27 protein-coding genes are annotated in these 26,949 nt (G+C 71.5%); 6 read left to right on the top strand and 21 right to left on the bottom strand.

Annotation, left to right across the window (positions count from 1 at the left end; all coding sequences use genetic code 11):
* Window positions 1-65: 65 nt before the first annotated feature.
* The 3 genes from smc to ITI46_RS02940 form a co-directional block, all read right to left on the bottom strand.
* Window positions 66-3,680, bottom strand: coding sequence for a chromosome segregation protein SMC (gene smc / locus ITI46_RS02950; RefSeq protein WP_209237767.1), 3,615 nt, complete (start codon window positions 3,678-3,680; stop codon window positions 66-68).
* A 306-nt stretch (window positions 3,681-3,986) separates the two neighbouring features.
* Window positions 3,987-4,193 (bottom strand): hypothetical protein, encoded by a 207-nt coding sequence (locus ITI46_RS02945; RefSeq protein WP_209237766.1) that lies wholly within the window; start codon window positions 4,191-4,193, stop codon window positions 3,987-3,989.
* Window positions 4,194-4,502: 309 nt separating this feature from the next.
* Window positions 4,503-4,811: an acylphosphatase gene (locus ITI46_RS02940; protein ID WP_280634702.1), complete on the bottom strand. Its 309-nt coding sequence runs from the start codon at window positions 4,809-4,811 to the stop codon at window positions 4,503-4,505.
* Window positions 4,812-5,044: 233 nt separating this feature from the next.
* Between ITI46_RS02940 and ITI46_RS02935 the strand changes: the two genes are divergently transcribed.
* Window positions 5,045-5,935 (top strand): CAP domain-containing protein, encoded by an 891-nt coding sequence (locus ITI46_RS02935; protein ID WP_209237765.1) that lies wholly within the window; start codon window positions 5,045-5,047, stop codon window positions 5,933-5,935.
* Window positions 5,936-5,945: 10 nt separating this feature from the next.
* Here ITI46_RS02935 and mutM read toward each other — a convergent pair whose 3' ends face one another.
* The 9 genes from mutM to ITI46_RS02890 all read right to left on the bottom strand — a co-directional run bounded on the left by mutM (window position 5,946) and on the right by ITI46_RS02890 (window position 15,389).
* Window positions 5,946-6,797, bottom strand: a complete 852-nt coding sequence (gene mutM, locus ITI46_RS02930) for a bifunctional DNA-formamidopyrimidine glycosylase/DNA-(apurinic or apyrimidinic site) lyase (RefSeq protein WP_209237764.1) — start codon at window positions 6,795-6,797, stop codon at window positions 5,946-5,948.
* A gap of 113 nt (window positions 6,798-6,910) precedes the next feature.
* Window positions 6,911-7,822, bottom strand: coding sequence for a ribonuclease III (gene rnc, locus ITI46_RS02925; protein ID WP_209237797.1), 912 nt, complete (start codon window positions 7,820-7,822; stop codon window positions 6,911-6,913).
* A 19-nt stretch (window positions 7,823-7,841) separates the two neighbouring features.
* On the bottom strand, window positions 7,842-8,015 hold the full coding sequence (gene rpmF / locus ITI46_RS02920) for a 50S ribosomal protein L32 (protein ID WP_016470089.1): 174 nt from the start codon (window positions 8,013-8,015) through the stop codon (window positions 7,842-7,844).
* Between the two features lie 2 nt (window positions 8,016-8,017).
* Window positions 8,018-8,614 (bottom strand): YceD family protein, encoded by a 597-nt coding sequence (locus ITI46_RS02915; protein ID WP_209237763.1) that lies wholly within the window; start codon window positions 8,612-8,614, stop codon window positions 8,018-8,020.
* Between the two features lie 160 nt (window positions 8,615-8,774).
* A complete protein-coding gene (locus ITI46_RS02910) occupies window positions 8,775-9,944 on the bottom strand; it encodes a F0F1 ATP synthase subunit B (RefSeq protein WP_209237762.1) in 1,170 nt (389 codons plus the stop codon).
* 69 nt (window positions 9,945-10,013) lie between these two features.
* The gene (gene coaD / locus ITI46_RS02905; protein WP_209237796.1) at window positions 10,014-10,493 is read right to left on the bottom strand and encodes a pantetheine-phosphate adenylyltransferase; all 480 of its coding nucleotides are present in this window, start codon (window positions 10,491-10,493) and stop codon (window positions 10,014-10,016) included.
* A gap of 53 nt (window positions 10,494-10,546) precedes the next feature.
* Window positions 10,547-11,146 (bottom strand): 16S rRNA (guanine(966)-N(2))-methyltransferase RsmD, encoded by a 600-nt coding sequence (rsmD, locus tag ITI46_RS02900; RefSeq protein ID WP_209237761.1) that lies wholly within the window; start codon window positions 11,144-11,146, stop codon window positions 10,547-10,549.
* 128 nt (window positions 11,147-11,274) lie between these two features.
* Complete coding sequence (gene recG / locus ITI46_RS02895; RefSeq protein ID WP_247745387.1) at window positions 11,275-13,518, bottom strand: ATP-dependent DNA helicase RecG; 2,244 nt, start codon at window positions 13,516-13,518, stop codon at window positions 11,275-11,277.
* 176 nt (window positions 13,519-13,694) lie between these two features.
* Window positions 13,695-15,389 (bottom strand): DAK2 domain-containing protein, encoded by a 1,695-nt coding sequence (locus tag ITI46_RS02890; protein WP_307808041.1) that lies wholly within the window; start codon window positions 15,387-15,389, stop codon window positions 13,695-13,697.
* Between the two features lie 315 nt (window positions 15,390-15,704).
* On the opposite strand from ITI46_RS02890, the gene rpmB reads away from it, so the two are divergent.
* Window positions 15,705-15,890 (top strand): 50S ribosomal protein L28, encoded by a 186-nt coding sequence (rpmB, locus tag ITI46_RS02885; protein WP_016470082.1) that lies wholly within the window; start codon window positions 15,705-15,707, stop codon window positions 15,888-15,890.
* Between the two features lie 127 nt (window positions 15,891-16,017).
* Here rpmB and thiD read toward each other — a convergent pair whose 3' ends face one another.
* Both thiD and ITI46_RS02875 read right to left on the bottom strand, forming a co-directional pair.
* The gene (gene thiD, locus ITI46_RS02880; protein WP_209237759.1) at window positions 16,018-16,836 is read right to left on the bottom strand and encodes a bifunctional hydroxymethylpyrimidine kinase/phosphomethylpyrimidine kinase; all 819 of its coding nucleotides are present in this window, start codon (window positions 16,834-16,836) and stop codon (window positions 16,018-16,020) included.
* A 14-nt stretch (window positions 16,837-16,850) separates the two neighbouring features.
* Window positions 16,851-17,897 carry a thiamine-phosphate kinase gene (locus tag ITI46_RS02875; protein WP_209237758.1) on the bottom strand — a complete coding sequence of 349 codons (1,047 nt, stop codon included), beginning with the start codon at window positions 17,895-17,897 and terminating at the stop codon, window positions 16,851-16,853.
* A gap of 324 nt (window positions 17,898-18,221) precedes the next feature.
* Between ITI46_RS02875 and ITI46_RS02870 the strand changes: the two genes are divergently transcribed.
* On the top strand, window positions 18,222-18,455 hold the full coding sequence (locus ITI46_RS02870) for an Lrp/AsnC family transcriptional regulator (RefSeq protein ID WP_209237757.1): 234 nt from the start codon (window positions 18,222-18,224) through the stop codon (window positions 18,453-18,455).
* Between the two features lie 20 nt (window positions 18,456-18,475).
* Window positions 18,476-18,997, top strand: a complete 522-nt coding sequence (locus ITI46_RS02865) for a DUF3515 domain-containing protein (protein WP_307808040.1) — start codon at window positions 18,476-18,478, stop codon at window positions 18,995-18,997.
* Window positions 18,998-19,004: 7 nt separating this feature from the next.
* Here the strand turns inward: ITI46_RS02865 and ITI46_RS02860 are convergent, their stop codons facing one another.
* The 3 genes from ITI46_RS02860 to ITI46_RS02850 all read right to left on the bottom strand — a co-directional run bounded on the left by ITI46_RS02860 (window position 19,005) and on the right by ITI46_RS02850 (window position 22,142).
* On the bottom strand, window positions 19,005-20,141 hold the full coding sequence (locus ITI46_RS02860; protein ID WP_209237756.1) for a D-alanine--D-alanine ligase family protein: 1,137 nt from the start codon (window positions 20,139-20,141) through the stop codon (window positions 19,005-19,007).
* A 115-nt stretch (window positions 20,142-20,256) separates the two neighbouring features.
* A complete protein-coding gene (locus ITI46_RS02855) occupies window positions 20,257-21,291 on the bottom strand; it encodes an NAD(P)H-dependent glycerol-3-phosphate dehydrogenase (protein WP_209237755.1) in 1,035 nt (344 codons plus the stop codon).
* Window positions 21,288-22,142: a lysophospholipid acyltransferase family protein gene (locus ITI46_RS02850; protein ID WP_209237754.1), complete on the bottom strand. Its 855-nt coding sequence runs from the start codon at window positions 22,140-22,142 to the stop codon at window positions 21,288-21,290. Before ITI46_RS02850 ends, ITI46_RS02855 begins: the two co-directional genes overlap by 4 nt.
* Window positions 22,143-22,421: 279 nt before the next feature.
* On the opposite strand from ITI46_RS02850, the gene cofC reads away from it, so the two are divergent.
* Together cofC and ITI46_RS02840 are read left to right on the top strand one after the other, a co-directional pair.
* On the top strand, window positions 22,422-23,063 hold the full coding sequence (gene cofC / locus ITI46_RS02845) for a 2-phospho-L-lactate guanylyltransferase (RefSeq protein WP_307808039.1): 642 nt from the start codon (window positions 22,422-22,424) through the stop codon (window positions 23,061-23,063).
* A gap of 9 nt (window positions 23,064-23,072) precedes the next feature.
* Complete coding sequence (locus ITI46_RS02840; protein WP_209237752.1) at window positions 23,073-23,288, top strand: hypothetical protein; 216 nt, start codon at window positions 23,073-23,075, stop codon at window positions 23,286-23,288.
* 198 nt (window positions 23,289-23,486) lie between these two features.
* Here ITI46_RS02840 and ITI46_RS02835 read toward each other — a convergent pair whose 3' ends face one another.
* From ITI46_RS02835 to leuC, 4 genes are all read right to left on the bottom strand, one after another.
* Window positions 23,487-24,119, bottom strand: coding sequence for an HU family DNA-binding protein (locus tag ITI46_RS02835; protein ID WP_209237751.1), 633 nt, complete (start codon window positions 24,117-24,119; stop codon window positions 23,487-23,489).
* 124 nt (window positions 24,120-24,243) lie between these two features.
* Complete coding sequence (locus ITI46_RS02830) at window positions 24,244-24,498, bottom strand: SCO5555 family protein (RefSeq protein WP_209237750.1); 255 nt, start codon at window positions 24,496-24,498, stop codon at window positions 24,244-24,246.
* Window positions 24,499-24,819: 321 nt separating this feature from the next.
* Complete coding sequence (leuD, locus tag ITI46_RS02825; RefSeq protein ID WP_209237749.1) at window positions 24,820-25,413, bottom strand: 3-isopropylmalate dehydratase small subunit; 594 nt, start codon at window positions 25,411-25,413, stop codon at window positions 24,820-24,822.
* Between the two features lie 40 nt (window positions 25,414-25,453).
* The gene (gene leuC, locus ITI46_RS02820) at window positions 25,454-26,878 is read right to left on the bottom strand and encodes a 3-isopropylmalate dehydratase large subunit (RefSeq protein WP_209237748.1); all 1,425 of its coding nucleotides are present in this window, start codon (window positions 26,876-26,878) and stop codon (window positions 25,454-25,456) included.
* Window positions 26,879-26,949 lie beyond the last annotated feature (71 nt).

The following is a 26,949-nucleotide window of genomic DNA, read 5'->3' as shown; positions in this document are numbered from 1 at the left end:
CAGCCGCCGATCATCGTTCGACTTGTGAAGTGAAGCGGCGGTTTCCGGGCAGTTCCCCGGCCGTTTCAGGAGAGCCGCTGGCTGATCACCTTGGAGACGCCGTCGCCCTGCATGGAGACGCCGTAGAGCGCGTCGGCGACCTCCATCGTGCGCTTCTGATGGGTGATCACGATCAGCTGGGAGCTGTCCTTGAGCTCCTCCATGATCCGGATGAGCCGCTGGAGGTTGGTGTCGTCCAGCGCCGCCTCGACCTCGTCCATCACATAGAACGGGCTTGGCCGCGCCTTGAAGATCGACACCAGCAGCGCGACCGCCGTCAGTGACCGCTCGCCGCCGGAGAGCAGCGAGAGCCGCTTGACCTTCTTGCCCGGCGGCCTGGCCTCCACATCGACGCCCGTGGTCAGCATGTCGTCGGGGTCGGTGAGCACCAGCCGTCCCTCACCGCCGGGGAAGAGCCGCGAGAAGACGCCCTCGAACTCGCGCGCGGTGTCGTGGTACGCCTCCGTGAAGACCTGCTCGACGCGCTCGTCGACCTCCTTGACGACCTGGAGGAGGTCGGCGCGCGTCTTCTTCAGGTCCTCCAGCTGTTCGCTGAGGAACTGGTGCCGCTCCTCCAGCGCCGCGAACTCCTCCAGCGCCAGCGGGTTGATCTTCCCCAGCTTCTGGTAGGCACGCTCGGCCGCCTTGAGCCGTTTCTCCTGCTCGGCGCGGACGAACGGCACCGGCTTGTTGCGCGGGTGCTCCGGGTCTTCGGGCAGCTCCTCGCCCTCGGCGGGCGGCGACGGCGGTACCAGCTGGTCGGGGCCGTAGTCCCGGATCAGCCCGGCCGGCTCGACGCCCAGCTCCTCCAGGGCCTTGGTCTCCAGCTGCTCGATGCGCATCCGCTTCTCCGCGCCGAGCACCTCGCCCCGGTGCACCGAGTCGGTCAGCTTGTCCAGCTCGTCCTTGAGCGCCCGGCCCGCGGTACGCTCCTCGGCCAGCGCCGCCTCCCGCTCCGCCTTGGCCCGCTCGATGCCCTCCCGCTCCTCGCGGGCCCGCTCCAGCGACGCCTCGACGTGGGCGAGCAGCTGCCGCGCGCCGTCCGCCACGGCCTGCGCGACCTCCGCCTCGTGCCGCAGCCGCGCCCGGCGTTCCTCGGCACGCGCCCTGGCCTCGCGCTCGGCGCAGGCCCCCCGGTCCAGCGCGTCCGCCCGCCCGGCGATCGCCTTGACCCGCTCCTCGTGCGTACGGACCTGAAGGCGGGCCTCCATCTCGGTCTGGCGTGCGTTGGCGCCGTCCGCGGCCAGGCGGTCGCGGACGGAGGTGTCCGGGTCGCCCCCGCCCTCCGCCTCCTGGGCCTCCTCGGCGACGGCGAGACTTTCGGCCAGCTCGTCGGCTTCCCGGCGGGCCTTCTCCAGGGCTTCCTCCGCCTTGGTGACGGCCGCCCCGGCGCGTTCGGCCTCGCCCTGCGCTGCTCGCGCCTGACCGGCGAGGGTGCCCACCTTCCCGGCGATACGGGACTTCTCGCGCTCCGCGGAGCTGCGTTGGCGTGCGAGGTCCTCCACCTCGGCCGCCGCCGTCCTGCGGGCCTCCTTCGCCTGGGCCTGTTCCTGCCTGAGGCGGTCGCAGCGGGCTTCCAGCTCGGTGAGCTTCGCCGCCGCCTCGTCCACGGCCGCCTGCGCCTCGAGGAGGGAGGGAGCGCCTTCCGAACCGCCGCCGGCGCGGTGGGCGGAGAGGATGTCGCCTTCTGCGGTGACGGCGGTGACGTCGGGGTGCCGCCTGACCGCCTCCTCGGCCGTCTCCAAGGTGTCGACCACGACCGTGTTGTCGAGCAGGCGCTCGACCGTCGGGCGCAGCTCTTCCGGCGCCGTCACCAACGAGACGGCCGGAGTGCCCGGCAGTGCCGCGCCACCGCCGCCGTAGGCTCCGGCGGCCTCGGCGGCCTCGGCGGCCTCGGCCCGGCGGAACGCTTGTCCGCGCTGCTCGTTCGCCACCAGCAGCGTGGCCCGGCCGCCGTCCTCCTTCCGAAGCAGCCGCAGGGCCTCGGCCGCGGTGGAGATGTCCGCGACAGCCACCGCGTCGGCCGCCGTACCCAACGCAGCCGCTATCGGCAGTTCGTACCCCGGCGTCACCGTCAGCAGCTCGGCCGCGGGGCCCAGCAGCCCGGTGAGGCGGTCCCTGGCGGACAGCAGGGCCGCGGTGCCGTCCTTACGGCGGAGATTCAGGGCGAGGGTGTCATGGCGGGCCGAGGTGGCGGCGCGTTCGCGCTCGGCTTCGGTGAGCGCGTCGCGCGCTGCCGTGAAGGCGGCCTCCGCGTCGCCCAGTTGGCGCTTTGCCTGCTCATGACGGCCGGCCAGCTCCTCGTCGCCCTCGTCCAGGCCGTCCACCTCACCGCGCAGGGCCTCGTACTCCTGCTGCGCCTGCCCGGCCCGCTCCAGGGCGTCGTCCCGCGCGGCGGCCAGCCGGTCAATCTCGGACTGCGCGGAGGCGACCCGGCTGCGTGCAGCACCCGCCTTACCGCGCAACCGTTCGAGGCTTTCGCGGCGGTCGGCGAACGCCCGTGCCTCGTCGCGCAGCCGGCGCTCCTCCTGCTCCAGCCGGCGCTCCAACTCGGCGCGGTGTGCGACCGTCTCGTCCAGCGCCGTGGCCGCCGCCTCCAGCGCCGCCTCCAATTCCGCCTCCTGCTCGCGGATACGGGCTGCCTCCCGCTCCATCTCCTCCGGGTCACGCCCCCGGCGCTCCTCGGGCTGCGGGGCCGCCGCGTGCTGGACGCGCTGATCGGCCAGGCCAATGGTGCCGCGAACCCGTTCGGCCAGCTGGGAGAGCTCGTACCAGGTCTGCTGGGCCCGTTCGAGGCGGGGTGCGAGCGTGCGGACCTGCTGTTCCAGGTCGGCCTCGCGGCGCAGCGCCTCCTTCAGCTCGGTCTCCGCGGCCTGCTTCCGCTGCTTGAGCTCGGCCTCGTCGGCCACCTCGGTCCGCAGCGCCTCGCGCAGCGAGACCAGGTCGTCGGCGAGCAACCGCAGCCGGGCATCCCGCAGATCCGCCTGGATGACCTGCGCCTTACGGGCCACAGCCGCCTGCCGGCCCAGCGGCTTGAGCTGCCGGCGCAGCTCGTCGGTGAGGTCCTGCACCCGGGCCAGATTCGCCTGCATGGCGTCCAGCTTCCGCAGCGCCTTCTCCTTGCGCTTACGGTGCTTGAGGACGCCCGCCGCCTCCTCGATGAAGGCGCGGCGCCCGGTCGGATCGGCGTGCAGTACGCCGTCGAGCTGGCCCTGGCCGACGATGACGTGCATCTCGCGGCCGATACCGGAGTCGGAGAGCAGCTCCTGGATGTCGAGCAGCCGGCAGGTGTCGCCGTTGATCTGGTATTCGCTGCCGCCGTTGCGGAACATGATCCGGGTGATGGTGACTTCGGAGTACTCGATCGGCAGCGCGCCGTCGGCGTTGTCGATGGTCAGCGAGACCTCGGCCCGGCCGAGCGGCGGGCGCCCCGTGGTCCCGGCGAAGATGACGTCCTCCATCTTGCCGCCGCGCAGCGACTTCGCGCCCTGCTCCCCCATCACCCAGGACAGCGCGTCGACCACATTGGACTTGCCGGAGCCGTTGGGGCCGACGACGCAGGTGATGCCGGGCTCGAAGCGCAGCGTCGTGGCGGAGGCGAAGGACTTGAATCCCCGCAGTGTCAGGCTCTTGAGGTGCACGCGTCCGGACCCTACCGAGGTTGGCCCGAAGATGTCGCGCCGACGGCCCCGAAGCGAAGGGAAGGGTTTCGCGCGGGGGTTTCACCGGGAGGGGCCCAGGGCAGATCAGACGTAACGAATCGCGCCGCGCTGAGCCGACCTCCACACGAAGGCACCCCAAACAGCGGACGAACACCGGCGGGGACGAGAGCCCAGCGGACGAACAGCGGACCGAACAGCGGACAAAAACTAAGGGACGCCGAAGCGTCCCTTGAGATTTCTGAGTACGGCTGTCCTGCTCAGCCCGTCCTGCCCGGCGGGCGTGGATCAGGTCAGCGCAGGCTCGGCCGTCTTCACATCGATGTCTTCGAACACCGAGTCGCGGTGCCGAGCGGCGGCGGACAGAGCGTCGTTCTCGGCCTGCATCCGTACGAGTTCGGATTCCAGGTCCTGGACACGCTGCTGCAGCCGTCGCATCTCGGCGAGCACTCGGGGGTCGTAGCCGCCGACGTGACCGAGAAGCGCCTTTGCCATGATGGATGGTCCTCCACACTGAGTGACCGACCGTGGATGGGTGGGTCGTGAGGGATTCGCACCGTTGAGGGTCTGCTCTGGACTTTTGCTAAAGGTTCTCTGGATCAAACAGCTCAGGTGCGCGGGGTTTCAGGATCTCACCAAATGGTTTGACGGTCAACACGATCACGCGTCGCGCCCCCGGGTCTGCCCTGACTCGACGGCGTCCGGCGCCGGAGAAGACTGTCCGCGGGGGCGGGTCGAAGATCCACGGTGCTCACTCGTTGCCGCAGCTTTGCACGCTGCGGCGCGGATGGCAACCGTTGTGGATCACCGGATCGCGAAGCCGCGATACCCGCCCCGAGGTGTGTCCCAGATCTCGGTGACGCCGTCAACGCGCCCGGGCGTGTCCCCGCTCCTGAGCCATTCCAGCAGCTGCTCGCAGTCGGCACGGGTGCCCTCCGCCACGATCTGGACGCGGCCGTCCCCGAGGTTGAGCGCGAAGCCGACGAGCCGTCCGATCCGGAGCGCCGCCGCACGGGTGAACCAGCGGAAGCCGACCCCCTGCACCTCGCCGCGGACCCAGGCGGTCAGCCGCGCGGGCTCCTGGGGCCGGGGCGCCGCGGGCTGTTCCGGCAGCTGTTCACTCAGATGTTCACCCAGCGGTTGACGCGGCGTTCCGTCCGTGCTGTCGGTCGGGTTGATGGCAGCCATGGGTGCACGCTATCCGGACAATTCCCGAGCGGACACATCAGGCCCCGTGGGGATGCCGTACATTGCGCGGCAACTCTCTTCACGCCTCGCTCACACCTTGGGGTGAGGAGAGGCCGAACAGTGTTGCCGTATCGCCGAGTTATGTGAGGACAGCACAGATGGGCCGCCATCGACGCGCTACCCCCACTCCCGCCGCCGCGCCCGAGCCCCCGGGCCGGCAGCCAGCGCCCCGGCACCACGCGGGCAGGCGCCGCAAGCGCGCCGCGACCCCCGTACGGACCACCCTGCTGGGAGCCTCGGCTGCGCTCGCGATGGGCACCGTCGCCGTGGCCTCCGGTCTGGTGCAGCCCCCTGGCGGGCTCGGCGGGCCCCGGGAGGGCCGGGTGCAGGCGGACGGCACCGGCGACCCCGCGTCCCCGCCGATATCCGGCACGCCCTCCGACCCCAGCAGCACGCAGGCCCCCGGCGACGGTGACAGCAGCCACAGCCCCCGGCCGAAGCCCTCCCGGGAGAGCTCACGCCCCACCGAGAAGCCGGAAGCCACCCGCACGGCGCAGCCCTCGAAGACCCGCAAACCGGCGCCCGACAAGGAGCGCTCCCCCGGCTCCGGCGGCAAATCCGGGTCCCAGCCGGGCGGCGCCGGCGGCGGCAGCACCGCGGCGGCCGACCAGGAGTCCGCCGCGGAGAGCGAGGTCCTCGCGCTGGTCAACCAGGAGCGCGCCAAGGCGGGCTGCCGCCCTCTCAAGGCCGACAAGCGGCTTGCCTCGCTGGCCGGTGAGTACAGCGAGGACATGGCGCGGCGCGGCTTCTTCTCGCACACCTCGCCCGACGGCAAGAGCCCCTGGGACCGCGCCGAGGCGGCGGGCATAAGCGATCTCGGCGGCGAGAACATAGCGCGCGGCCAGGCCAACGCCCGCTCCGTGATGGACTCCTGGATGCACAGCCCCGGCCACCGGGCCAACATCCTCAACTGCGACTACCGCACACTGGGCGTCGGTGCGCACTTCGCCGAGGGCGGCCCCTGGTGGACCCAGGACTTCGGCTTCTGAGGGCTGGCCGCTAGCGCGGAGCCCGCTGGCAGCGGGGGCAGAAGTAGCTGGAGCGGTTCATCCAGGCGCTGCGGCGCATGGCGGTGCCGCAGCGGCGGCAGGGCTCGTCCTCGCGGCCGTAGGCGTCCAGGGAGCGCTCGAAGTAGCCGGACTCGCCGTTGACGTTCACATAGAGGCTGTCGAAGCTGGTGCCGCCCTGGGCGAGCGCGGCTGTCATCACTTCCCGCACATGGCCGATCAGCTCGGCGGTCTGTTTGCGGGTGAGGGTGGCGGTGGGGCGCTCGTAGTGCAGCCGGGAGCGCCACAGCGCCTCGTCGGCGTAGATGTTGCCCACCCCGCTGATCAGCGACTGGTCCAGCAGGGCGCGCTTGATGGTCGTACGGCGGCGGCGCAGCGCGGCGTGGAAGGCGGTCTCGTCGAAGGCGGGGTCGAGGGGGTCGCGGGCGATGTGGGCTATGACGTCGGGCAGCCCCTCCGCACCGGCCGGGTGGAGGGAGAGCCCGCCGAAGGTGCGCTGGTCGACGAAGCGCAGCTCGCCGCCGTCCGCGTCCTGGAAGGTGAAGCGGACCCGCAGATGCCGCTCGTCCGGCGTGCCCGGCGGCTGGATGAGGAGCTGGCCGCTCATGCCGAGATGGGCGAGGACCGCGTGCGAACCGTCCTCGACGGGCAGCCACAGATATTTGCCGCGGCGCCTGGCCGGTCCGATACGCGCCCCGGTCAGCCGCGCGGTGAAGTCCAGCGGGCCGCCCGTGTGGCGGCGCACGGCACGCGGGTGGAGCACTTCCGCGGCGACGACGGTGCGGCCGCTGGCCCAGCGTTCCAGGCCACGGCGGACGACCTCGACTTCCGGCAGCTCGGGCACGGGACTCCTCGGGGCTGGGCCGCCTCAGAGGGCGGGCAACACCACCGGCCGCCCCCGGGGGGGGGCGGCCGGTACGGGTGGTGCGGATGGTGCGGATGGTGCGGGCCGGGTGGTCAGCGGGATGCCGTGGTGTCCTCGGCCGGTCCGGTGGGGCCGCTCCGCTGGGCGTCCGGCACGGTCGGTGCCGCGGCGCTCTTGTCCGCAGGGGCGCCGGCGTTCTTCTCCGTCGCCGCGTCGGCTGCCGCCGTGGTGCCGCCGGCTGCCGCCGCCTCGTTGCGGGCCGAGATGGCGCGCCAGGCGGCTTCGGCGGCCTGCTGCTCCGCCTCCTTCTTGCTGCGTCCTGTGCCGGTGCCGTACGCGACACCACCGACGCGGGCAGCAGCCGTGAAGGTCTTCTCGTGGTCGGGGCCCGTCTCGGAGACCAGATACTCCGGTACGCCGAGTCCCTCGGCGGCCGTCAGCTCCTGGAGGCTCGTCTTCCAGTCGAGGCCGGCGCCCAGGTTCGAGGAGCGCTCGATGAGCGGGTCGAACAGCCGGTGCACCAGCTCGGAGGCCGCCTCCAGGCCCTGGTCGAGATAGACGGCGCCGATGACCGCCTCCAGCGTGTCCGCGAGGATCGACGCCTTGTCCCGGCCGCCGGTGCCCTCCTCGCCCCTGCCGAGGCGGATGAAAGCGCCGAGGTCGAGACCGCGGGCGACACCTGCGAGGGCACGCGAATTGACCACCGCGGCCCGCAACTTGGCGAGCTGGCCCTCCGGGAGGTCCGGGTGCATCCGGTAGAGGGTGTCGGTGACCACGAGTCCGAGGACGGAGTCGCCCAGGAACTCAAGGCGCTCGTTGGTGGGCAGCCCGCCGTTCTCGTACGCGTAACTGCGGTGCGTCAGCGCGCGCACCAGAAGGGCGGACTCCAGTTGGTAACCGAGCCGCCCTTCCAGAATCGCGTGGGACGAGGCCGCGTCCACCAGCTCCGCAGAATCCCCTCCCTTCCCGGGAGCGGGGCTCTGAGGAGTGCCGGCGTTGGACATTGAGCCTGTCACCCGCCGATCAGACCTCGAGGACCTGGCGCTTGTTGTAGGTGCCGCAGCTCGGGCACGCGATGTGCTGCTGCTTGGGCTCGCGGCAGCGCTCGCACTTCACCAGGGTGGGGACCGCAGCCTTCCACTGCGACCGGCGGTGGCGCGTGTTGCTGCGCGACATCTTCCGCTTCGGAACAGCCACGGCTACTTCTCCTGTGAGTCATCCCCGTCGGTGCGGGGCTCGTTGTCCTTCTCGCCGTCCTTCATGGTCCCGGCGAGATCCTGCAGTGCCGCCCACCTGATGTCGACGGCGTCTTCGTGTGCGTGCTCGGGATCGTCCGCGAGCCGGGCCCCGCAATCGGGGCACAGGCCGGGGCAGTCCACACGGCACACCGGCTGCAGCGGCAGTGCCAGCACCACCGCGTCCCGCAGCACGGGTTCGAGGTCGAACAGGTCGCCCTCGAGGAAGAGCGTGTCCTCGTCCTCCTCGTCCTCGCCGGGCTCCGCCACAGGGCGGCCCCGGTCGTCGGCTTCGGGGTAGGAGAACATCTCCTGGAAGTCCGCTTCGACTCGCTGGTCCAGCGGCTCCAGACACCTTACGCACTCCCCTGTCACCGGCGCACGGGCGGTGCCCGTGACGAGCACCCCTTCCATGACCGACTCCAGGCGGAGGTCCAGCTCGATCGTCGCCCCGTCGGGAACCTTGATGAACTCCACACCGAGGTCGCCGGGGGACTCCACCTCGCGGGAAAGCCGCTTCATCGCGCCAGGACGCCGCCCCAGCTCGCGTGTGTCGAACACGAGAGGAGCGCGGTGGTCGAGGGGGGCGTTCAGGGCTTCCTGCTTTCTACGGGTGGGGCTTGAGCCGCGCAACTACTCACGGCCGAAGAGACAGGATACTTGACGGCTCCCCCATGACCCAATCCGCGCCCGGGGTGACGCCGCCCTCCGTCCCCCTGGATCAGCCGCCCTGGCCGTGCCGCTGCTCGTACGCCCTGAGCTGGTCGATGTCGATCATGCTGGTGTCGAACAGGCTGGTCTCGTCCAGCTGCGCCTGGGGCTGGTGCTGCGGCTGGGCTGGGTATTGCTGCTGGGGCTGCTGGGGCTGCTGCGGGTAGTACCCGCCCTGCTGCTGTCCGTAGCCGTAGGGGTCGTGCTGCTGCTGCGCGTAGTACGCGTCCTGCTGGGCTTGCTGCTGTGCCTGCTGGGCTTGCTGTGCCTGCTGCGCGTACGCGTACGGATCGTGCTGCTGCCCGGCGTCGTACGGCATCTGCTGCTGCCCGTAGTAGGGGTCCGCGGCAACCGGCTGGGACTGCGGCTGCGGGGGGATGTGCGGCGGCTGCGACGGCTGCGCGTGCGGCTGTGGCAGCTGTTCCTCGTGGGGTGGCTGTGCCGCCGGGTCGGTGTGCGCGAGCCCGGCGAGGTAGTCCGCGTCGCTGGTGTGCCCGTTGAAGCTCTCGGCGCCGTCCTGTGCGGCCATGTGCGCGGCCAGCTCGTCGATGGGTTCGTGGCCGCGCAGCTTGAGGCGGCCGCGCCCGACGGCCTCCAGCGTCTTGGCGAGCACCGCGGCGACCGAGCCGAGCCGCGCGTCGACGTAGCTGTCTGCGCGGCGCTGCAGCTCGTGCGGGTCGCCGGTGCGCTCCGGGGCGTCGTGGGCGTACTCCTCGTGCCACTCCTCGGAGCCGGGTCCGCTGCCCAGCAGCTTCTCCCGGCCGCGTTCGACGGAGCCGATGGTCTTGGAGAGCACCGCCTCGAAGTTGGCCAGCTTGCTGTCGACGTAGTCGTCCGCCTCGGCGCGGATCTCGCCCGCCTCCCGGCGGGCCTCGGTGAGAATGCGGTCGGCCTCCTCCTGGGCACGCCGGGCCACTTCGGTGCCGGAGACCAGCGCGGCGCGCTCGGCCTGGGCCGCCTCGATGATGCGCTGCGCCTCCTGGTGCGCCTCGGCCACGACCTGCTCGCGGCCGCCGATCACCTCGCGCGCCTCGGCGAGCGAGCCGGGCAGCGCCTGGCGCACTTCCTCCAGCATGCCGAGCAGCTCGGCCCGGTTGACCACACAGGAGGCGGACATGGGCATCGAGCGCGCGCTGTCGACGGTTGCCACGATCTCGTCGAGTTTCTGCTGTACGTCCACGAAGGTGACTGTACGGCCCCTGGGCGCGGGCCCGTTACCCTTCCCCGAAGCGGACGGCTCCCGGGCAGGTCAGGGCTTGGTGAGCCGTTCGGTCAGCGCGCGGTTGACGGCCTCGGGCACCAGGTGGGAGACGTCGCCGCCCCAGGTGGCGACCTCCTTGACGAGGCTGGAGGAGAGGAAGCTGTAGGTGGGGTTGGTGGGGACGAAGAGCGTCTCGACGCCGGAGAGGCCGTTGTTCATCTGGGCCATCTGCAGCTCGTAGTCGAAGTCGCTGACCGCACGCAGTCCCTTGACGATGGCCGGGATGTCGCGCTCCTTGCAGAAGTCGACGAGCAGCCCGTGGAACGCCTCCACCTGGACGTTCCCGAAGTCCTCGGTGACCTGGCGGATGAGGTCGATGCGCTCGTCGACGGTGAAGAGTCCCTGCTTGGACTTGTTGATCATCACGGCGACGTGGACCACGTCGTACAGCCGGGAGGCGCGGTCGATGATGTCGAGGTGGCCGTTGGTGATGGGGTCGAAGGACCCCGGGCAGACTGCGCGGCGCACTGGCACTTCCTCGCTCTCCTCACGGCGGGCACGGGGCCCTGCCTCAGGTGATCTCAGCATGACGCGGGAGTAACTTCCCGCGCGGCGGCGCGACCGTACCAAAGCGTTCCCTCGCCGTAGCGACGGGACCGGAGCCCCTCGAAACCCTCCGGCCAGCGGAAATCACCGCCCCTGGTGCTGCGCTCCACGGTGGCCAAGGCACTGGGTGCCAGCCAGGCCCTCGCACGGAGTGTGAGGAGTGTCTCCCGCAGTTCGTCATCCGTGACGGCGTACGGAGGGTCGAGAAAGACCAGGTCGAACGGGGGCTCGGGCACTTCTCCCGCGAGGATCTGGGTGGCCTTGCCGGATCGCACCTCGGCGCCGGGCAGTCCGACAGCGCGCACGTTCTCCTTGATGGTGCGCACGGCACGCGGGTCCGTCTCCACGAGCAGCGCGTACGCGGCGCCCCTCGACAGCGCCTCCAGGCCGACGGCGCCGGAGCCCGCGTACAGGTCGAGCACGCGCAGGCCCTGCCAGCCGGCGGCGCCCCCGAGCTGGGACTCCCAGCTGGAGAACAGGCCCTCGCGGGCCCGGTCGGAGGTGGGGCGGGTGCCGGTGCCCGGCGGAACGGCCAGCCGCCGCCCGCCTGCGGCTCCGGCGATGACGCGGGTCATGGGTGCGGAATCCTCTGCGTGGGTGGGTGGGTGGACGTGGGAGGTGGGCGCGGGTTCGTGCCCCGATTCAGGCCCCGGGTTCAGGATCCCACGCGGCTCGGGGCCGTAGCGGGGGTCGTCGTGGCGTATCAGCCCTTGTCGAGGTATTCCTCCCGCTCCTCGTCCAGCAGGGCGTCCAGCGCTGTGCGCAGTTCCGGGTGGTCGGCCAGCTCCGGGTCGGCTGCGACCAGTGCGGTGGCCTCGTCGCGGGCCTCGGCGATGATCTCCTCGTCGTCGATGACGGCGAGCATCCGCAGCGAGGAGCGCACCCCGGACTGCGCCTGGCCCAGGACGTCGCCCTCCCGGCGCTGTTCGAGGTCGATACGGGAGAGCTCGAAGCCGTCGAGCGTCGCAGCGACGGCCTCCAGGCGGGCCCGCGCGGGGCTTTCGGGCGGCATGTCCGTCACCAGAAGACACAGGCCCGGTGCCGAGCCCCGGCCGACGCGGCCCCGCAGCTGGTGGAGCTGCGAGACGCCGAACCGGTCCGCGTCCATGATCACCATGCCGGTCGCGTTGGGCACGTTCACACCGACCTCGATGACCGTGGTGGCCACCAGCACATCGACCTCGCCCGCTGCGAACCGCCGCATCACCTCGTCCTTCGCCTCGGGCTGCATCCGCCCGTGCAGGGCAGCCACCCGGAGGCCGGCGAGAGGGCCGGAGGCGAGCTGGTCGGCGATGTCCAGGACGGCCAGCGGCGGGCGCTTCTCCTCGCTGTCGGCGCCCTCGTCCCCATCCGTCTCGCCTCCGGGAAGCTGCTCCTCGTACGCGGCCCGCTCTGCGGGCGCGCCCTTCGCCGGTGCCGTCTCCTCGTCGTCGCCGATCCGCGGGCAGACCACGTACGTCTGGTGGCCGGCCTCGGTCTCCTCGCGCACCCTCTCCCAGGCCCGGGTGAGGAAGTGCGGCTTGTCCCTGACGGGTACGACGTGGGTGGCGATCGGGGAGCGCCCGGCGGGGAGTTGGTCGAGAACGGAGGTCTCCAGATCGCCGAAGACCGTCATGGCGACGGTCCTGGGAATCGGCGTCGCCGTCATCACCAGCAGGTGCGGTGGTTGCTTGCCCTTGGAGCGCAGCGCGTCGCGCTGTTCGACGCCGAAGCGGTGCTGCTCGTCCACCACGACCAGGCCGAGGTCGTGGAAGGTGACCTTGTCCTCGATCAGCGCGTGGGTGCCCACGACGATGCCCGCCTCGCCCGTGGCCAGGTCCAGCAGCGCCTTGCGGCGGGCCGCGGCGCCCATCGAGCCGGTGAGCAGCACCACCTTGGTCCCCTGCTCGGCGCCACCCAGCTCCCGCCCGTCGCCCACCACCGCCCTTCGTTCGAAGCGCTTCGCGCTGCTGTGATGATTGGCCAGCTCGCCCATCATCTCCGTGATGGAGCGGTGGTGCTGCTGGGCCAGCACCTCGGTCGGCGCGAGCATCGCGGCCTGGCCGCCCGCGTCGACGGTGGCGAGCATGGCCCTCAGTGCCACCATCGTCTTGCCCGAGCCGACCTCGCCCTGGAGCAGCCGGTGCATGGGGTGCTCGGTGGCCAGGTCGGCGAAGATCTCCCGGCTGACCTCGCGCTGCCCGTCGGTGAGGGTGAACGGCAGCCGTGCGTCGAACGCGTCCAGCAGCCCGTCCGGGGTGGGCTGCCGCGGCACGGCGGGGAGTTCGGTCTCCTTGGCGCGCCGCCTGGCGAGGGCGACCTGGAGGACGAACGCCTCGTCCCACTTGAGCCGGGAGCGGGCCTCGGCGATGTCCGCCTTGCTGCGCGGCCGGTGGATCTTCTCGAACGCCTCGGGCAGCGGGATGAGTCCGCGCTGCTCGCGCAGCGCGTCGGGCAGCGGATCGGTCAGCCCGCGCCAGCCCGTCGCCTGCAGCGCGCCGAGCAGCATGCCGACGGACTGCTCGATGCTCCAGGACGAGAGCTGCTTGCACGCCGGATACAGCGGCAGCAGCGCGCCGGCGAACTGCTCGACCGTCTCCTGGTCGCTGTCCTCGTCCAGGAGTTTGTAGTCCGGGTGGGAGAGCTGGAGCTTGCGGTTGAAGACCCCCACCTTGCCCGCGAACATGCCGCGCTTGCCGGGCAGCAGCTGGCGCTGGTGGTAGTGGACGGAGCGGCCGAAGAAGACGAGCTGCAGCCGTCCGCTGCCGTCCGTCAGCGTGACCTCCAGGCGCTGGCCCTGGCCCCGGTTGAACTTGTGCACGCGCGCGTCGTGGACCCGGGCGACGACGGTGACGTGCTCGTCCAGCGGCAGCTCGGACAGCCGCGTCAGCTCGCCGCGCTCGGCATACCGGCGCGGGTAGTGGTGCAGCAGGTCGCCGACCGTGCGCAGCCCGAGGTGCTCGGACATCGCCTTGGCGGTGTTCCCGCCGAGCAGCGCCTTCAGCGGCTCCTGGAGAGGTTCGCTTCGCGTGGTCTGAGTCGAGGGCACGATTCCATCCTGCCGGACGGCTGTGACAGCGCCCACGTCACTCGCCAGGAGAGATCCCGTTCGGCCCGCCGATGCGCCACCCAGCCCGGCAGGGGCTACTCGACGCCGATCAGCAGCTGCGCCTCCCGCTGCCGCCCCTCGTAGACGACCGTGTCCACGGCGAGGTGGCTGGTGCGCACATACTGCTCCAGCGCCGCGGCGAGCCCCGCAGGGGCCTCCGCACCGACGACGAGGGTGACCAGCTCTCCCCCGGCCGCCAGCATCCGGCCCAGCACATCGGTCGCGACCTGCGCCGTCTCGCTGCCGATCAGTGCCACGTCCCCCTCGACGAGCCCGAGCACGTCCCCGGCCTGGCAGACGCCCGCGGTCGTCCACGACTGCCGCTCGGCGACGGTCACTTCGCCGTACCGGGTGGCACCGGCCGCCGAGGTCATGGTGACGACGTCCTCGTCGAAGCGGCGTTCGGGCTGGTGTACGGCAAGCGCCGCGAGCCCCTGGACGGCGGCCCGGGTGGGGATGACGGCGCACCTGATGCCCGCGGCGCGTGCCGCCTCGGCCGCTCGCGCCGCCACCGGGTGGAGCTCTGTCCCGTTGGGCAGCAGTGCCACCTCTGCGGCCCCTGTCGCGCGCACCGCGGCGAGCAGCGCGTCCTGCTGTACGGCTTCGGCGGCGGGCAGCACACCGGCGCCCGCCTGCCGGCACAGCGCGGCCAGCCCCTCCCCCGGTACGACAGCGACGACGGCACGCCCCCCGGCAGCCGGCTCCCGCACCGGTTCCGCCGCCTCACATGGCGCGGCGCTTTCCGTGCCCTCCTGGGCGCTCGGCAGGTGGGTGATGCGGATGCGGTACGGGTGCCCAGCGGCCAGGCCCGCCTCCACCGCGGCTCCGGCGTCGGCGACGTGGACGTGCACGCTCCACAGCCCCTCGCCGCCGCCGATGACCAGGGAGTCCCCGAGCGGGTCGAGCCGGTCGCGGAGTGCGTCGACGGCCTTGGGGTCGCCGGTCTCCAGGAGGTACATCACCTCGAACTCGGGGTGGAAGGGAGCCTGCGGCGACCCGTGGCCGGGAGGGACCGCCCCGGCAGGGCGCGGCGCCGGGCACGGGACGGGGCTCGCACCGGCTGCCGTCCCGGCCGGGGGCTCCTGCGGGACGCGCTCGCCCAGTGCCGCCCACAGCGCGGTCAGCAGCGCGGTGAGGCCCAGCCCGCCCGCGTCCACCACGCCCGCGCGGGCCAGGGCCGCCAGCCGGCCGGGGGTGGCGGCCAGCGCCTCGTACGCCGCGACGGCCGGATCGCCGCCCGCCTCGGCCGCGTCGGCGGCAGCCGCTGCCACCGTCAGCATCGTGCCCTCCACGGGGTGCGCGACAGCGGCGTACGCGGCACTCGCCCCGCTCCGCAGCGCACGCGGCAACGCCCCGGACGGACCGCCCGCCGCATCGCCGTGCTCGCCCTCATCGGCCCCATCGGCCCCATCGACTTCATCGACCTCATCAGCGAGGCCGTGGGCCATACCGCGCAGATACTCCGCCAGGATGGTGCCCGAGTTGCCCCTGGCGCCCAGCAGCGCAGCCCGTGCCATCGCACGCAGCGCCTCAGCGGCGGTCGGCTCCGCGCCATTGGCCGGGAGCGCCGCGACCGCCGCCTCGAAGGTGAGGCACAGATTGGTGCCGGTGTCGCCGTCCGCGACAGGGAAGACGTTGATGGCGTCCATACGCGCACAATGGGCGCGCAGCGATTCCCGGCCGAGGGCGCACCAGCGGCGTACCGCGGTGGCGTCGAGCGGTAGCGGCACGGCGGGACCTCCTCCAGGATCGGCGGGCTCGGCCCCCAGGGACAGGCAGGGCCGGGACGGCGGCCCGCCCACAGCGACCGGGGACGCGACCGGCGGCGTTGCGGGAAGGCTAGTGCGGGACCGGGCACAAGCCCAGGTCGGGGCGGGGACGGAGACCGGGGTTTCGCTGTTCGATACCGTCCGTTGTATGCTGCTCCGGTTGCCTGATCCGGATGTTTCGGTCCGGTCGGCAACGATCTCCCTGGCACAGCCGGTCATCTGGTCCTGCGTCGCCGGGATTCACCGTACGTGCATCTGAAGTCTTTGGAGTGACCCGTGGCTGCGAACTGCGACGTCTGCGGCAAGGGGCCGGAGTTCGGCAACAACATCTCCCACTCGCACCGCCGCACCCGCCGTCGCTGGAACCCGAACATCCAGCGCGTGCGTGCCGTGGTCGGCGGGACGCCGAAGCGCCTCAACGCCTGCACCTCGTGCATCAAGGCCGGCAAGGTGTCGCGCTGACGTCCTCGACGTAACGCAGCGCGGCTCACGCCGAGAGCCGAACGCAGAACCGGCCCGCTTGTGCGGGCCGGTTTTTGTGTTGTCCGGACGCCTGCACAGGGCCTGACGCGCACAGGCCCGGTCGGTTTCAGCCCCGCTCGCCCAGCCGCCACCCGTGGTCCACGGGGCCCAGCCCCGCACCCAGCGGGAAGCCCGCCGTGATGGCGCCCGTCGTGTACTCCTTCGCCGCCCGCGCGGCCTGCGCCACCGGCAGCCCTTTGGCCAGATACGAGGCCAGAGCGCTGGCCAGCGTGCAGCCTGTGCCGTGAGTGTGCCGGTTGTCGTGGCGGGGAGCGCGCAGCCAGTGCTCCTCCGTGCCGTCGGTGAGCAGGTCGACGGCTTCGCCGGGCAGGTGACCGCCCTTGATCAGCGCCCAGCGCGGCCCGTGGGCGAGCACGGCTGCCGCTGCCTCGCGCAGTCCCGTCTCGTCGGTGACCCGGACGCCCGTGAGCTGTGTGACCTCGTCCAGGTTGGGCGTGACGACGGTGGCGACCGGCAGCAGCGCCTTGCGCACCGACTCCACGGCGTCGCCGGCCAGCAGCGGGTCCCCGTGCTTGGAGACCCCCACCGGGTCGACGACCACTGGTGCCCCGGTTCCGGCCAGCAGCTCGGCGACGGTCTCCACGAGCGCGGCCGAGGCGAGCATCCCCGTCTTGACGGCCTGCACCCCGATGTCGTCGACGACGCTGCGGTACTGCGCGCGTACGGCCTCCACCGGGAGCTCCCAATAGCCCTGCACCCCGAGGGAGTTCTGCGCGGTGACGGCCGCGACCACGCTCATGCCGTGGGTGCCGAGCGCGAGCATCGTCTTCAGATCGGCCTGGATGCCGGCACCGCCGCCGGAGTCGGACCCGGCGACGGTCAGCACGCGGGGCGGCGCGCCGGCGCGGGAGTTCACATCGTCCATGGGGACGACGGTACTCAGCGCTCCGCTTCGTCGGAGAAGTGGTCCCAGCCGCCCGCCTTCGCCCAGGGCGCGCCGTCCACGGTCACGCGCGGGCGCGCGGAGGCACCCTGCACCTCGCCGATGACCCGCCAGCGCGCCGGGAGCTTCTGGTCGCGGGGGAAGGTGGCGACGATGGCGTGGTCCTCGCCCCCGGTGAGCACCCACTGGAGCGGGTCGACGCCCACGGCCTGCCCGATGTCGGCCATCTGTGCGGGAATGTCGAGGTCGGCCGAGCGGAGGTCGATCCGTACCTTGCTGGCCTCCGCGATGTGCCCCAGGTCGGCGATCAGGCCGTCGCTGACGTCGGTCATCGCGGTCGCGCCCAGCCCGGCGGCCGCGGGCCCGGCGTGGTACGGCGGCTCGGGGCGGCGGTGTGCCTCCACAAAGGCACGGGGCGAGCGGAAGCCGCGGGAGAGCACCGCGTGCCCGGCGGCCGACCAGCCCAGCCAGCCGGTGACGGCCACGACGTCGCCGGCCCGGGCGCCGGAACGGGTGACCGGCTCGCGGTTGCGCAGATCGCCCAGTGCCGTGATGGAGACGGCGATGCTGTCGCCGCGCACCACATCGCCGCCGACCACGGCCGAGGCGGCGACCTGCGCCTCGTCCCTGATGCCGTCCATCAGTTCGGTCGGCCAGTTAGCCGGGAGGTCGGCGGGGACGATCAGACCGAGCAGCAGCGCGGTGGGGACTGCGCCCATGGCGGCGATGTCGGCCATGTTCTGCGCCGCGGCCTTGCGGCCCACGTCGTACGCCGTCGACCAGTCGCGCCGGAAGTGCCGCCCCTCGATGAGGATGTCGGTGCTGGCGACGACCCGCCGGTCCGGGGCCGCCACCACCGCGGCGTCGTCCCCGGGGCCGATCCGTACGGCCGGAGTGCTGGTCAGCCGCGAGGTCAGCTCCCTGATGAGACCGAACTCCCCCAGCTGCCCCACGGTGCCCTTGGTCAGCCGCGCGGGGCCGTAGGGGGCCTCCGCCGCGGGCTGCGCAGGCTCGGAGGCGGTACCGCCGTTCACATCCCGCATTGCAGTGCCCCTTCGCTCACTTCGCTCATCTCGTGCATTCCCGCGCGTCGTCCACCCGCGCGTGCTGCGTGTCTGTCCGGTCCGCCGGCCACCCGCCGCGGTACGCCCCGCCGACGGCCGGCCATCCCGGCCCGTCCCGGCTTGCCGTCCCGGGTCCGTCCCTGCCTGCCGCGCCCACCCGCTGTCCCGGCCCCGCCCCCGGTCGCTGCCGGCCGTCCGGCCGCCATGACGGCGGCCCGGCGGTCTCCCGGTGGCAGGGGGGACGCGGTACGGTGGCGTTTCTCTCTCGCCCCGCATGATCCTCGCAGCCCCCGAGGAGGTTCCGTGGTCCAGGCGTACGTCTTGATTCAGACCGAAGTTGGCAAGGCTTCGACCGTCGCAGAGATCGTCTCCAAGATCCCCGGCGTGATCCAGGCCGAGGATGTAACGGGTCCGTACGATGTGATCGTGCGCGCCCGCGCCGACACCATGGACGACCTCGGTCGCATGGTGGTCGCCAAGGTCCAGCAGGTGGACGGCATCACCCGCACCCTGACCTGCCCCATCGTCCATCTCTAGGCCCCCCGTATGCTCGCCCGGTGAGCATTCGACGCCGGGCTGCCTCCCCTCGTTCCACCTCCGCCGCCCCCGCTGCCGCGGTGGGCGCGCTGATCGCCCTGGCCTCCCTGGTCACGGCAGGCTGCTCGGTCACCGGCGACGCGGGCCCCACCCCGCCCAGCCCTTCAGGCCGGGCCGCGAAGGTGTGCCGAGCGCTGCACGACGCGCTGCCGAAGCGGGTCGACGGACAACGGCGCGGCGAGGCCGACCCCGCCTCCGACTACACCGCCGTGTGGGGCGACCCGGCCATCGAGCTGCGCTGCGGCGTGCCCAAGCCCGCCAAGCTCACTCCTGGCAACGAAGAGTACAACCCCACCGCCGACGCGGCTGAGGTGAACCAGGTGTCCTGGCTGATGGAGAAGCAGGACGGCGGTTACCGCTTCACGACCACCAAGCGCGTCGCCTATGTGGAGTTGACCGTTCCGGACGACTACAAGCCCGAGGTCGAAGCGCTGGCGGACCTGAGCGACGCGGTCGAGAGCGCGGTGCCGAAGAAGGGCTGAGCGGCCCCTACCGCAGCCCCGTCCGGCGGTTGAGGGCCGACTGGATGAGGCGGTCGATCAGTTCGGGGTAGCTGACGCCGCTCTCATGCCACATGCGCGGGTACATCGAGATGGGCGTGAAGCCCGGCATCGTGTTGATCTCGTTGATGACGAACTCCCCGTCCTCGCACAGGAAGAAGTCCGCCCGCACCAGCCCCTCGCAGGAGGCCGCCTCGAAGGCACGTACGGCCAGCTCCTGCACCCGTGCGGTCTCCTGGTCGGTCAGCGGCGCGGGGACGATACCGGAGGCCGAGTCGATGTACTTCGCGTCGAAGTCGTAGAAGTCGTGGTCGCTGACCGGCGGGATCTCGGCGGGGACGCTGGCGCGCGGGCCGTCCTCGAACTCCAGGACGCCGCACTCGATCTCACGGCCCCGCAGCAGCGACTCCACGATGATCTTCGGGTCGTGCCGCCTGGCGGTCTCGACCGCCTCCTCCATCCCGCCCAGGTCGTCGACCTTGGTGATGCCCACGGAGGAGCCGGCGCGGGCGGGCTTGATGAAGACCGGCCAGCCGTTCTCGGAGGCGAAGTCCACGATCTTCTTGCGCGCCGCGGCGGGGTCGGTCTCCCACTCCCGGGGCCGCACGGTGACGTACGGGCCGACCGGCAGCCCGAAGGAGGTGAAGATCCGCTTCATGTACTCCTTGTCCATGCCGACGGCCGAGGAGAGCACCCCCGAGCCGACATAGGGCACCCCGGCCAGCTCCAGCAGCCCCTGGAGGGTGCCGTCCTCGCCGTACGGGCCGTGCAGTACGGGGAAGACGACGTCGATCTCGCCCAGCGCCTTCGGCATCTGCCCGGGCTCGGTGTGCACGACCTCGCGGCTGCCGGGCGAGAGGGGCAGTTGCACCCCGCCGGTGTCGGACTCGGACAGCTGCTCAACGGTGGGCAGCTTGCGGTCCTCGATGGCCATCCGGGCCGGATCGTCGGCTGCCAGCGCCCAGCGGCCGTCCGCGGTGATGCCGATGGGCAGCACCTCGTACTTTTCGCGGTCGATGGCGCCGAGCACCGCGCCGGCCGTGAGGACGGAGATCTGGTGCTCTGAGTTGCGTCCGCCGAAGACGACGGCGACTCGGGGCTTGGGTGCGGGGCTCTGGCTGCTCATATCGCTGGGACTTTACCGCGTCGTAGCCGCGCTGCCGACGCGGACGCCCCCGTGGCGCCCGGACCCCGTGCGGACCCCGCCCGAGCGGGCGTCCGGCCCAGGGTCCGGCCTGCGCTCAGGCCCGTTCGGGCTTGGCACTGCGGGACATCAGCTCCTTGAGGGCCACGAGCGGCGGCTTGCCCTTGTGGACGATCCCGACCACGGTCTCGGTGATCGGCATCTCCACCCCGTGCCGCCGCGCCAGGTCCAGCACGGACTGGCAGGACTTGACGCCCTCCGCGGTCTGCTCGGTGACCGCGATCGTCTCCTGGAGGGTCATGCCCCGGCCGAGGTTGGTGCCGAAGGTGTGGTTGCGGGACAGCGGCGAGGAGCAGGTGGCCACCAGGTCGCCCATGCCCGCCAGCCCGGCGAAGGTGTGCGCCTCGGCGCCCATGGCCATGCCCAGCCGGGTGGTCTCGGCCAGGCCCCTGGTGATCAGCGACGCCTTGGAGTTGTCGCCAAGACCCATCCCGTCGGCGATGCCCACCGCCAGCGCGATGACGTTCTTCACGGCGCCGCCCAGCTCGCAGCCGACCACGTCCGTGCTGGTGTAGGGCCGGAAATACGGCGTGTGGCAGGCGCTCTGCAGGGCGCGTGCCGCCTCCTCGTCCACGCAGGCGGCGACCGCGGCGGCGGGCTGCCGGGCGGCGATCTCACGAGCGAGGTTGGGCCCGGTCACCACGGCGACCCGCTCCGCGGGGACCCCGGCCACCTCCTCGATGACCTCGCTCATCCGCTTGGCCGTGCCCAGTTCGATGCCCTTCATCAGCGAGACGAGCACCGTGCCCGGGTGCAGCAGCGGGCGCCAGGACTCCAGATTGGCGCGGAGCGTCTGGGAGGGCACGGAGAGGACCGTGAACTCCGCGTCCCTGGCGGCTTCGGCGGGGTCGGTGGTGGCCCGCACCCCGGCGGGGAGTTCGGTGTCGGGGTGGTATCCGGGGTTGCGCCTCTTGGTGTTGATGGCCTCGACGACCTCGGCCCTGCGGCCCCAGAGGGTGACCTCCACCCCGGCGTCGGCGAGCACCATCGCGAAGGCGGTGCCCCAGGAGCCGGTGCCGAACACGGCGGCCTTCCTCGGGTGTTCCTCCTGCCGCCTGTCCTGCCGGCTCACGCGTTCTTCTCTCCCTCTGCCGCCTCGGCCGCGGCCGGCGGCTGACCGGCCGGCTGGTGCTCCGCGTCCACCTCGCGTGCCTCGGGCGGGTGCTCCGGGGTGGCCCGCTGCTCGCGCCTGCGGACCGCCGCCTTGCGCATGTCGTACCGCTCCGCGGGCACGGCCTCGCCGCGGATGACGGCGAGCTGCTCGGTGACGGCATCCATCATGACGTCCGTGACCTCGCGGAGCACCTCAGCGGTGGGCTCCCGGTCGTAGAACGCCGACAGATCCAGCGGCGGTCCCGCCTGCACGGTGAGGGTCTTGCGCGGGAAGAGCCGCAGCTTCTTCTCCTTGGCGTACGGCGGCATCGCGAGGTTGGCGCCCCACTGTGCGACCGGGATGACGGGCGCCCTGGTCATCAGCGCGACGCGGGCGGCGCCGGTCTTGCCGGTCATCGGCCACATCTTCGGGTCGCGGGTGAGGGTGCCCTCCGGGTAGAAGGCGACGCACTCGCCCTTCTCGATGGCCTCCACGGCCGCCCGGAAGGCGCCCACCGCGTCGGCGGACTCGCGGTACACAGGGATCTGCCCGGTGCCGCGCATCGCGGCGCCCACGAATCCGCCCTTGAACAGCCCCACCTTGGCCAGGAACCGCGGGACGCGGCCGGTGTTGTACTGGAAGTGCGCGTAGGAGAGCGGGTCGAGATACGAGTTGTGGTTGACGACGGTGATAAAGCCGCCGTCCTGCGGAATGTGCTCCATTCCGCGCCAGTCCCGCTTGAAGAGCAGGACCAGCGGTGGTTTCAGCAGGAACGCCGCAAGGCGGTACCAGAAGCCGATCCTCCTGCGTTTACCGTCACTCCCCGGCATTGCGCGCCCCCTTCGGCTCGGCTTTTCCGGCCGATGGTCCTGGGGTTGCTCCCGGGGCGGACACGGTTTGGCGGGACACCCGGACACCATCTCCTTAGGGGGCTCCTTGTGGGGCCCTTCCTCTGGGGGCAAATCGACAACCGCACAAGTGTCGCCGCGGACTGCCTCGCTGTCGAGCACACTGTCCGTGCTCAACTGTGGGGCACACGGTAACCCCACCCCCGTCGCGCCGCCCGGCAGCAGGCGAGAATGGGGCCGATGAAGCCACATGTGACGCCCGTGACGTGGACTCTTGTGGTGCCGTTGAAGCCGCTCTCCCGGGCCAAGAGCCGGCTCGCGGGCGCCGCGGCGGGCCCCGCACTGCCCGAGCTGGCGCTGGCGTTCGCGCAGGACACCGTCGGCGCGGCGCTCGCCTGCCCGGCGGTGCGCGATGTGGTGGTTGTCACGGACGATCCGCTGGCCGCCGGCGAACTGCGTGCCCTTGGCGCGCGCCCGGTGCCCGATCTGCCGGGCGACGGGCTGAACGCGGCGCTGACACACGGAGCCGCGGCCGCGCGAGCCACGGACCCCGCTGCGGCCGTCGCAGCGCTGAACGCCGATCTCCCCGCGCTACGGCCCGCGGAATTGGAGCGGGTACTGAATGCGGCTTCCGGATTTTCCCGTGCTTTTCTTCCCGACGCCGCGGAAATCGGCACAACTGTGCTGACGGCGCTGCCGCAGACCGAGCTTTCCCCCGCTTTCGGCGGCCCCTCACGGGCCAGGCACCGGGCCTCGGGCGCGGTGGAACTGCCCGTCTCGGGCGTTTCCAGCGTGCGGCAGGACGTGGACACGCCTGAGGACCTGCGAGCCGCGCTCGCACTGGGTGTCGGCGAATTCACCTCGGCGCTGCTGGCCGGGCCCGTCCCTGGGCCGGGCCGCTAGGCTGCCGGTATGCAGGCCACGGCGTACACCTACGACCCGGAGTCCCGGTCCGGCAGCGTGCTGCTGGACGACGGCACCCCGCTCCCCTTCGAGGCCCCCGCCTTCGACGCGGGCGGCCTGCGCCTGCTACGCCCCGGGCAACGGGTCCGCATCGAACTCGAGGGCGAAACCGAGGGCGAAACCGGATCCCGCCGCATCACCCTGGTGACGCTCCAGACGATGTGAGGGCGGCCCGTCCGGGGCCGACTCCGCGGGAACGCACAGGCGGACGCCCGGAAACACGCCGCGGGCCGGGCTCCCCCGAGGGAGCCCGGCCCGGCGCTGGCGTTGCGGCCTGCAGCCGCTCATGGGTGTTGCTGCCCCACCGGCGGCGGTGCCGCCCATGGGAGGGATCGTTTCGTCGCTGTCTGCGCAGCGACCGGCTTACCTCCTGCGCGACGTGGTCTTCTTCGCGGTGGTCTTGCGTGCCGACGTCTTACGCGCGGGCGCCTTGGTGGCGGTGGTCTTGCGCGCCGGGGCCTTCTTGGCCGTGGTCTTGGCCGGGGCCTTCTTGGCGGTGGTCTTCTTTGCGCCGGTGGTCTTCTTCGCCGGAGCCTTCTTCGCCGTGGTCTTCTTCGCCGGTGCGGCCTTCTTGGCCGTCGTCTTCTTGGCCGGTGCGGCCTTCTTGGCCGTGGTCTTCTTGGCGCCCGCCTTCTTGGCCGTGGCCTTCTTGGTGGCGGTGCCACCGGAGAGGCTGCCCTTGGGGGCCTTCTTGACCGCGACATCGTTCTTGGGGAGCTTCTTCGCTCCGCTCACCAGGTCCTTGAAGCCCGCACCGGCGCGGAAGCGCGGTACGGAGGTCTTCTTGACCCGCACCCGCTCGCCGGTCTGCGGGTTGCGGGCGTAACGGGCCGGTCGGTCGACCTTCTCGAAAGAGCCGAAGCCGGTGACCGAAACACGCTCACCGGCGACGACCGCGCGAACGATCGCGTCCAGGACTACATCGACCGCATCCGCGGCCTGCTGACGTCCACCGAGGTCATCTTGGATAGCTTCAACGAGCTGCGCCTTGTTCACGTCTTCCCCTTCGGAGACATTGCCGGAACGAATGTGTTCAGCTTTTTCGCACGTTAGGCAGATATATACCGCAAATCAAACACGAAACGGGCGAATCACCCTTGTGCCGCAACGAACTCGCCCGTCACGGAGTTCCGTCCGCGCACACGTCCCCTTGCCCTGCGCTGAATCGCCCCTCGTCGACGTCGGCCATCAGGCGCTCCAGACGCCGTTCGGCGTCGGCGAGATCGTGTTTGGAAGCCGCGGTGATGACGAGCAGCCTCCGGGTCAACGGCACCCGTGCGCTCTGCGGAATTTGCGGGGAGCGCACCCGGGAGTGCGCTTCCTTGAGTCGGGCGGCGAGTCGGTCGTAGAGCTCCAGTTGACCGTCGCGTTCCATGCGGTGATTGTGCCATCTGGGGTGAGTTGTCGCTTCCAGCGGGTCAGCGTAGGGCGGGGACGTTGCGAGGTGTAGGCACCAACTCCGCTGGGCAGAGCCTTTGTTGACACCTCGCGTCGAGTCGTGCGGGCGAGTCGCGCGCGGCACTGTGCCTTAGTGCGACAGGAGCCGACGTCAAGACTAATTCACGTCATTCGTGAGCGCACGTGTGCGCGCATACGTGCCGCATACAGCCGCATCGCCATCACGCGCCGCACACAGCACCGCGCCCCCGCCGGATGCGGCGGGGGCGCGGTGGCGCAGCAGCGCTTTGAGGGTGCCTCAGGCGGCGAGTGTGCGCGGTTTGAAGGAGGCCCTGGACTTCTCGAAGTCCGCGATGGCGTCCTCGTTCTTCAGGGTGAGGCTGATGTCGTCCAGCCCTTCCAGCAGCCGCCAGCGGGCGTTCTCGTCCAGTTCGAAGTCCGCCTCGACACCGGGCGCCACGACCTTGCGCCGCACCAGGTCCACGGTCACCTCGGTGGCCGGGTCGCCCTCGGCCAGCTCCCACAGCGCGTCCACCATCTCCTGCGGCAGCACCACTGTGAGCAGGCCGTTCTTGAGCGAGTTGCCGCGGAAGATGTCGGCGAACCGCGAGGAGATGACGGCCTTGAAGCCGTAGTTCTGCAGCGCCCACACGGCGTGCTCGCGGGAGGAGCCCGTGCCGAAGTCGGGGCCTGCGACCAGCACCGTTCCGCCCTGGTAGGCGGGCTGGTTGAGCACAAACTCCGGGTCCTTGCGCCACGCCTCGAACAGGCCGTCCTCGAAGCCGTCGCGGGTGACCTTCTTGAGCCAGTGGGCCGGGATGATCTGGTCGGTGTCGACATTGCTGCGGCGCAGCGGGACGGCCCGGCCGGTGTGTGTGGTGAAGGCTTCCATCTCTTCGTCTCCCTTGAGCTTCTTCGGCCCGTCGGCCCCGTCAGGCAACAGCCGGTTCGCGTACGTCAGCCAGGTCGGCCGGCGAGGCCAGGTGGCCCAGCACCGCAGTGGCCGCCGCCACCTGGGGCGAGACCAGATGGGTACGGCCGCCCTTGCCCTGCCGGCCCTCGAAGTTGCGGTTCGAGGTGGAGGCGGCGCGCTCACCCGGCTGGAGCTGGTCGGGGTTCATGCCCAGGCACATCGAGCAGCCCGCGTGCCGCCACTCGGCGCCCGCCGCGGTGAACACCTTGTCCAGGCCCTCCTCGACGGCCTGCAGCGCCACCCGTACGGAGCCGGGGACCACCAGCATCCGTACGCTGTCGGCGACCTTGCGGCCTTCCAGCACCGAGGCGGCCGAACGCAGGTCCTCGATACGGCCGTTGGTGCACGAGCCGACGAAGACGGTGTCGACGGAGACCTCGCGCAGCGGCTGACCGGCGGTCAGCCCCATGTAGTCCAGGGCCTTCTCGGCTGCGTACCGCTCACTCGCGTCCTGGAAGGAGGCCGGGTCGGGCACCGCGTGCGACAGCGGAGCGCCCTGGCCGGGGTTGGTGCCCCAGGTGACGAACGGTGCCAGCTCGGCCGCGTCGATGACGACCTCGTGGTCGAAGACGGCGTCCTCGTCGGTGCGCAGCGTCTTCCAGTAGGCGACGGCCTCGTCCCAGTCGGCGCCCTGGGGGGCGTGCTCGCGGCCCTGGACGTAGGCGAAGGTGGTCTCGTCCGGGGCGATCATCCCGGCGCGGGCGCCCGCCTCGATGGACATGTTGCAGATCGTCATCCGGGCTTCCATCGACAGCTTCTCGATGGCCTCGCCGCGGTACTCGATCACATAGCCCTGGCCGCCGCCGGTGCCGATCTTGGCAATGATGGCGAGAATCAGGTCCTTGGCGGTGACGTCCTCGGGCAGCTCGCCGTTCACGGTGACCGCCATGGTCCTGAACGGCGCCATCGGCAGTGTCTGGGTGGCGAGCACATGCTCCACCTGCGAGGTGCCGATCCCGAAGGCCAGCGCGCCGAACGCACCGTGCGTGGAGGTGTGGCTGTCGCCGCAGACCACCGTCATCCCCGGCTGGGTCAGTCCCAGCTGCGGTCCCACGACGTGGACAACGCCCTGCTCGACATCGCCGAGCGGGTGCAGCCGTACTCCGAAGTCCGCACAGTTCTTGCGCAGCGTCTCCAACTGGGTGCGGGAGACCGGGTCGGCGATGGGCTTGTCGATGTCGAGCGTGGGGGTGTTGTGGTCCTCGGTCGCGATGGTCAGATCCGTGCGCCGCACGGTCCGGCCGGCCTTGCGGAGGCCGTCGAACGCCTGCGGACTGGTCACCTCGTGGAGCAGGTGCAGATCGATGAAGAGAAGGTCCGGCTCGCCTTCCGCGCGCCTGACGACATGGTCGTCCCAGACTTTCTCCGCGAGTGTGCGTCCCATCGCATTCCCTCCGGCCGGCAGCGCCGCCGACCACATGTCGAGACCAGTCCCCACCACTGAAATGTGGCGGC

Origin of the sequence: Streptomyces oryzae (assembly GCF_017676365.1) — a bacterium.
Lineage (GTDB): Bacteria > Actinomycetota > Actinomycetes > Streptomycetales > Streptomycetaceae > Streptomyces > Streptomyces oryzae.
Note: the sequence above shows the minus strand (reverse complement) of the source record. Positions and strands in the feature narration are given on the sequence as shown.

What these genes read in the sequence shown, in the direction of transcription:
- ITI46_RS02945 (WP_209237766.1), bottom strand. Translation starts at nt 4,193, where the DNA reads ATGGCAAAGGCGCTTCTCGGTCACGTCGGCGGCTACGACCCCCGAGTG.
- thiD (WP_209237759.1), bottom strand. Translation starts at nt 16,836, where the DNA reads ATGGACGATGTGAACTCCCGCGCCGGCGCGCCGCCCCGCGTGCTGACC.
- ITI46_RS02935 (WP_209237765.1), top strand. Translation starts at nt 5,045, where the DNA reads ATGGGCCGCCATCGACGCGCTACCCCCACTCCCGCCGCCGCGCCCGAG.
- ITI46_RS02860 (WP_209237756.1), bottom strand. Translation starts at nt 20,141, where the DNA reads ATGAGCAGCCAGAGCCCCGCACCCAAGCCCCGAGTCGCCGTCGTCTTC.
- leuC (WP_209237748.1), bottom strand. Translation starts at nt 26,878, where the DNA reads ATGGGACGCACACTCGCGGAGAAAGTCTGGGACGACCATGTCGTCAGG.
- ITI46_RS02875 (WP_209237758.1), bottom strand. Translation starts at nt 17,897, where the DNA reads ATGCGGGATGTGAACGGCGGTACCGCCTCCGAGCCTGCGCAGCCCGCG.
- rnc (WP_209237797.1), bottom strand. Translation starts at nt 7,822, where the DNA reads ATGTCCAACGCCGGCACTCCTCAGAGCCCCGCTCCCGGGAAGGGAGGG.
- leuD (WP_209237749.1), bottom strand. Translation starts at nt 25,413, where the DNA reads ATGGAAGCCTTCACCACACACACCGGCCGGGCCGTCCCGCTGCGCCGC.
- ITI46_RS02830 (WP_209237750.1), bottom strand. Translation starts at nt 24,498, where the DNA reads ATGGAACGCGACGGTCAACTGGAGCTCTACGACCGACTCGCCGCCCGA.
- rsmD (WP_209237761.1), bottom strand. Translation starts at nt 11,146, where the DNA reads ATGACCCGCGTCATCGCCGGAGCCGCAGGCGGGCGGCGGCTGGCCGTT.
- ITI46_RS02840 (WP_209237752.1), top strand. Translation starts at nt 23,073, where the DNA reads ATGCAGGCCACGGCGTACACCTACGACCCGGAGTCCCGGTCCGGCAGC.
- recG (WP_247745387.1), bottom strand. Translation starts at nt 13,518, where the DNA reads ATGTCCGAGCACCTCGGGCTGCGCACGGTCGGCGACCTGCTGCACCAC.
- ITI46_RS02850 (WP_209237754.1), bottom strand. Translation starts at nt 22,142, where the DNA reads ATGCCGGGGAGTGACGGTAAACGCAGGAGGATCGGCTTCTGGTACCGC.